This window comes from Methylicorpusculum sp. (genome assembly GCF_030651835.1).
Taxonomy (GTDB): Bacteria; Pseudomonadota; Gammaproteobacteria; order Methylococcales; family Methylomonadaceae; genus Methylicorpusculum.
The window spans coordinates 48,549-54,810 of the sequence record NZ_JAUSBX010000025.1 but is presented as its reverse complement, the minus strand read 5'-3'; the positions used below and the strand labels follow the sequence as shown (position 1 = coordinate 54,810).

Genomic DNA, 6,262 nt, shown 5'->3' with positions numbered 1-6,262 from the left:
GTTTAGCCTGACTATTATACAGACTCGTTTTTCGTTGTCAACACCTTGTTTGGCTTTTCTTCCCTCCCTGACCCCTCACCGTCGTCCTGACCGCTGAAGAGCTGCACATTCTACAATGTTTATTTACTCTGTCAAGCTTTTGTTTGGGTTGTTTACTCAACTTGGCTGGCAATGGCTAAGCCATCGCTTTTATCTTTAAATTGCATATTATAAAGCTTGGCATAGACTCCCCCTTTCCTTAGCAATTCTTTGTGACCGCCCTGTTCTGCGATTTGTCCATTAGCCAACACAAGGATAACGTCTGCGTTTTCTATGGTTGATAATCGATGCGCTACAACGATAGTCGTCCTGTTTTTTAAAACCTGATTCAAGGCCGCCTGTATGTAATGTTCGGATTCCGTATCCAGTGCAGACGTCGCCTCATCCAATATCAAGACCGGCGCATCTTTCAAAAGTGCTCTAGCGAGGGCTAATCGTTGTTTTTGCCCGCCTGATAATTTAACGCCATTTTCACCAATTTCCGTATTAAGTCCATTTGGCATCTTTTCAATAAAGTTCATGGCGTAAGCTGCTTCCGCTGCACTTGTTATTTTTTCCAAGGCAACTCCTTCTAAATGCCCATAGGCTATGTTATTTGCTACCGTATCATTAAACAGCGTGACGTGCTGAGTCACCAAAGCAATGTGCTTACGAAGATTTTCCAGCGTGTATTGCTTGATATCTACGCCGTCCAATAATATCTGCCCCTCTAAATAGTTATAAAAGCGGGGCAACAGATTGATCAGCGTACTCTTTCCTCCACCCGATGCCCCTACCAGCGCTACCGTTTGCCCCGGCATGACGGTAAAACTTATATTTTTTATGGCATAAGTCTCCGAACCTTCGTATCTGAAGCTGACGTTTTTAAAATCGATTCTACCTTCACAATGATCTATGCTTAAAGGCCCTTCATTTGATTCAGGAGGCTCGTCCAGGATTACAAACAATGACTCAGCAGCAACCATTCCCTTTTGAATTTTCGAATTTGCATCGCTTAATTGCCGAATCGGCCTCGGCAGTAAAAATGCCGTCGTTAGAAACGCTACAAATTCTCCCGCAGTCGCAGTCTGCATCATTATCAACGACATATACATGAGACCGGCTAGTGCAATGCCAATAATCAATTGCATCAACGGCCCGTGAATTGCTGATGTAGCTTCTAATTTCAAGCTTTGACGCTTATGGTATTGACTACTTTTTTTAAACCGCTCCTTTTCGTATTCTTCCCCACCATAGCTTCTTACAATTCTGTGACCACTCACCAACTCGGAAGTGATATGCGTCATTTCTCCCACTGTGTCTTGAATCTTTCGGCTTAACGCTCTCAACCGTTTACTGACATAGGTCACTAGCCAGGCAATAAAAGGCGTTACCGACATAAATGCAAGTGCCAATAACCAATCTATATAGATAAGGTAACCAATGAGCCCAATGGTTGTTAACCCTTCTCTGATTATTGTTTTTACCGAATCAGTTGCCGCCTGAGTCACTTCTCCGACATTATGAGTAATTCGCGACATCATGTAGCCGCTATTATTTGAATCGAAATACGCGGTAGGCAACAGCGTGTAATGATCAAATATCTTACATCTGAGGACATGCACAACTGTGGTCGATACTTTTGCTATGAAAAAATTCCCCAAATAGGCTCCCACTCCCCTCACCAGCATGAGTCCAACAAAGATTAGCGGCATAACATGAATACTTTCGCGCGCGTTACCTTGCAGAGAATCAATAATGTGCTTTAGGATCGCGGCAAACATGGGTTGAGTCGCAGCATAAAGCATAAAACCGAAAACACTGATTGCGAACCAACGCCAATAAGGAATGACATAAGTTAAAAGTCTTTTATAAATCTTCAGCCCGCTTCTTTGCTTCATGTTTCCAGCTTTAGTTTGTGTCTTTGCCAAAATTGAGTGTCTCTTTGTGACGTAGGGATATTAGGAACCAGTTCTTTATTGTTGAGTAAAAAGCCAGATTAAGCCTAGTTCGACAGAATTTCGCTGGAATAAATTTATTGCTCGCTGATGGGGTCGGCTTAAAGCAATACGGACTTTACGTTAAATATGAATTAAGTCTTTTTGATTTATGAAAACTCGAAGATGAGCACCCATAATTTATGAAGCCAGGGAGAGCTCAAGTGAGTTCTCCCAATAAATAAAAAAGTATCTTTATTTTTTTTCAAATACCAGACTAAATGTAACAGGCACCGAATTGGTAATACTGTTTAGTTTGGCGATCTCCATTAACTTTTTAAGACCCGGTTCCAGGCCGAAATCACCCGGAATCAATAATATTGGTTCTAATGTGGAGGCAACAAACTTGTTATCGGCCAATTTAATAATTCTCAATTTCGCACTAATTTCTTTTTTCATGCCATGCAGACCTAAATTAGCCTTAACGGGCAGATCTGTCATTGATCCTGCTTTTTGCAACGATTCAAATACGTTGGGGGCGAGGTTAAGTTCAACGGTTGCTTGAGGAAACTGTTTAGTATCGAACAAATGTTCTTTCATTCGATCGTTTCTAATGGGTATCTGAGTTTCAACACTGGCTAAATCGATATTTAATTTGCCTTTATCCCCGTTTATTTCTCCTGATATATTCTGAAATGTATGCAATTCAGTCACTGCTGCATTTTTTGTGCTCATAAAATTAAATGTCGATTCTTTCGAACTCAACGTCCAATCAGCAGCAAAAAGCGGTGATGCAGTCAACAACATCAATATTAGTAATTTTTTCATCTCATATCTCCAGTCACTTGATTATTCCGAAATTTGCAAAAACCAGTTTTGTTTCATTCACTTTCCGTACTTTGACAGGCCTCAGGTGGTGACTTGCTCAAAAACGCGTACCCAAAGCATGCTTTTAACGCTCTCAATACAGGCGGAGCGCCCATCATTGCCACCGCATCCACCAAACAATACCATGCAGCGACCCCGCTTGGCGGATTACCTTGGGGCAAACTCAACACTGGGTCAATCGGCGCCCAAACCCAAGTACCCATAGCAGTTCCGATTAATTCCAGCCAAGTGGTTATAAAAAATGCCGCCAGATAAACCATTGGTGATCGGCCTTTAAACAAATAGCCTAAAAACACGCAGTACAATAAAGCACCTACCGAATCACCTTGCTCTGGCAAACCGCTAACGCCCCATACCGACCATAAACCACAAACGACAACAACAAAAGCTGCAATTTGCCTCGCAAAATACTGAAAAAAACCGGATCGGGCCAACGCCACCGCCGTTAGGTAAACCATTCCATGCCCCGGAGGAACATAGGCGGGTACATTTTCAAAACGATAGGTATAACCACCCATAAACGGTGAGGCGAAATGTTCGCCAATGGTAGCGAAAATGACTGCTATAAGTACTTGTATCCTGACTTCGTGATTCTCACCCAACAAAAGCCCTACTAAAAATACCCAGCCGCAAACACCCAAGGCATTCTGCTTTTCCAAGGTAGCGCTGGCGTCTGATATTAGACAGACGGCCACACAAAAGAAAGTAAATCCCGCTATGAAATAATCGCGTGTTCTATGCTCATAAATCACACCTGTTTTAGGAAAGTGTCTTAACATTTTTGACTCTAATTTTTTTACAACCTGGGGACAAACCAAAACATCACCCCTCGACAAGCAGCCAAGCAATTAACGCATAGCGGCAAAATTTACCCACAGTTACAAACAACACAAAAGTAATCAATGGATATTTCAACCAGCCGCTTGCAAAACAAAAGCCATCACCAACAACAGGCAGCCAAGAAAACAATAGAGACCATTTACCCCAGGATCTCATCCAATCAATTGCTCGCTGCTTGTTTTTTGGAAGTAAATTTTCCAATGGGAATTTTTTGGCGGCGCACAAGCCTAGAAACCACGTTGTTATTGCACCTAACGTATTTCCTATTGTTGCTATCAGGACCAACACCATCACATCGTAACTGCTGCCCAATACCAAATAACCAAGAACAATCTCTGATCCCCCTGGCGCGAGAGTGGATGAGATAAACGCGCTAAAAAAAAGACTTAACAACTCCAATAATAACGTCCCAATATATCGCCCATAAAAAAACCCCTGACAGTCCATGTAGCAGGGGTCTAATCGAATTAAAACTTATTTCTCAGGTAGTGACTTGTTTTTACTTGATGAAATAACATTAAGAAGCTTAGTCATCAATTTTGTTATAAAACCGATACCTTGCCCGATTAATTCAAACAAATAGGAAACCACCTCTGAAACACTCATTCCTTTAAATTTACGAGCCATAAATGGAGCAATCAGCAATCCTGCAGCCAAGCCGATAACCAGAACACCTGAAATTAAGGAGTCGTTTTGGTCTTGGGCAGGTGCTGTAGTTGACGGTTTAGATTCTATAGCTGCATTAGGATTGATATTCGGTTGCTGACTCACTGGAATATCAACTTTTGCCAACCCATAGTCATCGGGTATGACGTATGCTGTAACCCCCGGGATGCTCGGCAAATCACCGCTTCCTTTTCCAACCTTTAACTGGCCTTTCATGCCTTTTTCCATATGCTGAGCAATATCGCAATGAACCAGGTATGTTTTATCGCCTGGCGGCAAAATCAAAGTTCCGGAAATTTTGCCGGGTCCAGTCACCTCTAGGTGAAACATACCTTTAGGATATAAATATTTAGGTAAGCCATGCATCATCCATTGATGACGAATGCTGTCTTCATTAATGAAATGTACGGTCAACTTGGTACAAGGCTCGAACTGGTATTCCTGCGTATCAAAGGCAAACATACGACCTGGAAATTTTTCAGCATACTTATGACCAGCATGAACAGTAATTTCTTTTGTCGCAGCAATTTTATCGCAGCCACCAGGAAGGGTCTCTGTATTCTGCCCCATCACCATGCCACCACCCATATCCATAAGGTGACCACCGCCGTGATCCATAAGATTATTATGTTCTTCTATTTCCTTGGCATTACTCAAAGTTGCCATCAGCAACAAACTTAATGCCGAAACCGTCAAGATTCCAGACTTCATTATTACCACCTAATCGAATTTAAACTTCTTGGCCCATCTTATCAGTGACTTACACGATGTCCACAAGTATATATTTTGTAACTGAAGCACTATTCGCTTCACTGACTCATTATTAAATAATACAGCGATAGAAAGCGTAAAATTTTAACGCCTCTATTAGTCACAAGATGAATTAATAACACCTCACGTTGACCTAAGCTGCCCAGGGTAGTTCCCGCTCTCATTAGTATTTATTGGGGGTCGACTACATGATCATTCGCTAAAAGCTGACGCTTTTGTATTCTTCGTCACTTTTTTGTAGCGGGGTTATTTTGTTACTTAGGTACAGCTTAACAATGTTGGCTAAACTGCATGTTTATTCATCATCAATAAATATTAGTAATACTATTTTACTGGTTTTTTTATAAACAGCGATCAATTATCACGCATTGGGATGGCTTAATTTGACAGCACCCATGCTTTATTTAAAAGGGTGCTGTCAGAAAAAGCTAAATTGAATACTGATTAGGCGTTTTTCAATTTTGTTATTAGATCGTCTATTTTTTTCTTGAAGCCCGCATTAGACAGGTAAAAAACATACAAGCCCGCTAACAAGAAAAATGCGTATAGACCAATGCTTCCTTTACTTGCAGCCTTACCACCGCCCGCTGTAAAGCTCATGTGAGCATCCAGTCTTTCGCCTTCATCAGGAACCAAAGTAATATGAATCAGATATTTGCCTGGTTCAGGCACACCATTTTCCAAAGACAACACAACCGTTCCTGATTTGTGCTTTGCGGCTTCTTGAAAGAATACGCGTTTACCTTCAGGCTCTTTTGTTACTTCGAATTCAATTGACATGTTCCGGTAACGGACATCCTGATAATCAAAAACCAGCTGCGTCAAAGTACCGGTGCTGGGAATGTTTCCGCAAAAGTCTTCAGCAGGAAATGCTTTTGGCTGATAAGCAGTGTAATGAATCCAATGTGATGGCTCTAATTCAAATTTACACTGATCCGTATCGGTACCCGCTGCACCACCATGCGCCCACAACGTAGCAGAAAAAGCTAACCCTATAATAGTCAGCAGACCCTTTCTTACTAAACCTGATTTATTCATAGTACCTTCCAGTTGTAGTAGTTAATTATTATTGTCGATAATCGCTTTATGCTATTCTCAGACTTAATCTTAAAAATGGGGACCGAGATTAACAATTGTCATAA

Annotated in this window: 6 protein-coding genes; all 6 read right to left on the bottom strand. The window is 41.5% G+C overall.

Annotation, left to right across the window (positions count from 1 at the left end):
• Window positions 1-152 precede the first annotated feature (152 nt).
• Window positions 153-1,919 carry a lipid A export permease/ATP-binding protein MsbA gene (gene msbA, locus Q7V32_RS03305; RefSeq protein WP_304895559.1) on the bottom strand — a complete coding sequence of 589 codons (1,767 nt, stop codon included), beginning with the start codon at window positions 1,917-1,919 and terminating at the stop codon, window positions 153-155.
• A gap of 291 nt (window positions 1,920-2,210) precedes the next feature.
• A complete protein-coding gene (locus Q7V32_RS03300) occupies window positions 2,211-2,783 on the bottom strand; it encodes a YceI family protein (RefSeq protein WP_304895558.1) in 573 nt (190 codons plus the stop codon).
• A 53-nt stretch (window positions 2,784-2,836) separates the two neighbouring features.
• Entirely contained in the window at window positions 2,837-3,622 is a 786-nt protein-coding gene (locus tag Q7V32_RS03295; protein WP_304895557.1) for a hypothetical protein, read from the bottom strand.
• A 43-nt stretch (window positions 3,623-3,665) separates the two neighbouring features.
• Entirely contained in the window at window positions 3,666-3,974 is a 309-nt protein-coding gene (locus tag Q7V32_RS03290) for a YqaA family protein (protein WP_370691409.1), read from the bottom strand.
• Between the two features lie 183 nt (window positions 3,975-4,157).
• A complete protein-coding gene (locus Q7V32_RS03285) occupies window positions 4,158-5,015 on the bottom strand; it encodes a copper oxidase (protein WP_370691408.1) in 858 nt (285 codons plus the stop codon).
• 549 nt (window positions 5,016-5,564) lie between these two features.
• Complete coding sequence (locus Q7V32_RS03280) at window positions 5,565-6,158, bottom strand: hypothetical protein (protein WP_304895554.1); 594 nt, start codon at window positions 6,156-6,158, stop codon at window positions 5,565-5,567.
• Window positions 6,159-6,262 lie beyond the last annotated feature (104 nt).

Bases quoted from the DNA above. Each gene is read 5' to 3' on its own strand.
- msbA (WP_304895559.1), bottom strand. From the start codon at position 1,919: ATGAAGCAAAGAAGCGGGCTGAAGATTTATAAAAGACTTTTAACTTAT.
- Q7V32_RS03300 (WP_304895558.1), bottom strand. From the start codon at position 2,783: ATGAAAAAATTACTAATATTGATGTTGTTGACTGCATCACCGCTTTTT.
- Q7V32_RS03295 (WP_304895557.1), bottom strand. From the start codon at position 3,622: ATGTTAAGACACTTTCCTAAAACAGGTGTGATTTATGAGCATAGAACA.
- Q7V32_RS03290 (WP_370691409.1), bottom strand. From the start codon at position 3,974: ATGGTGTTGGTCCTGATAGCAACAATAGGAAATACGTTAGGTGCAATA.
- Q7V32_RS03285 (WP_370691408.1), bottom strand. From the start codon at position 5,015: ATGGCAACTTTGAGTAATGCCAAGGAAATAGAAGAACATAATAATCTT.
- Q7V32_RS03280 (WP_304895554.1), bottom strand. From the start codon at position 6,158: ATGAATAAATCAGGTTTAGTAAGAAAGGGTCTGCTGACTATTATAGGG.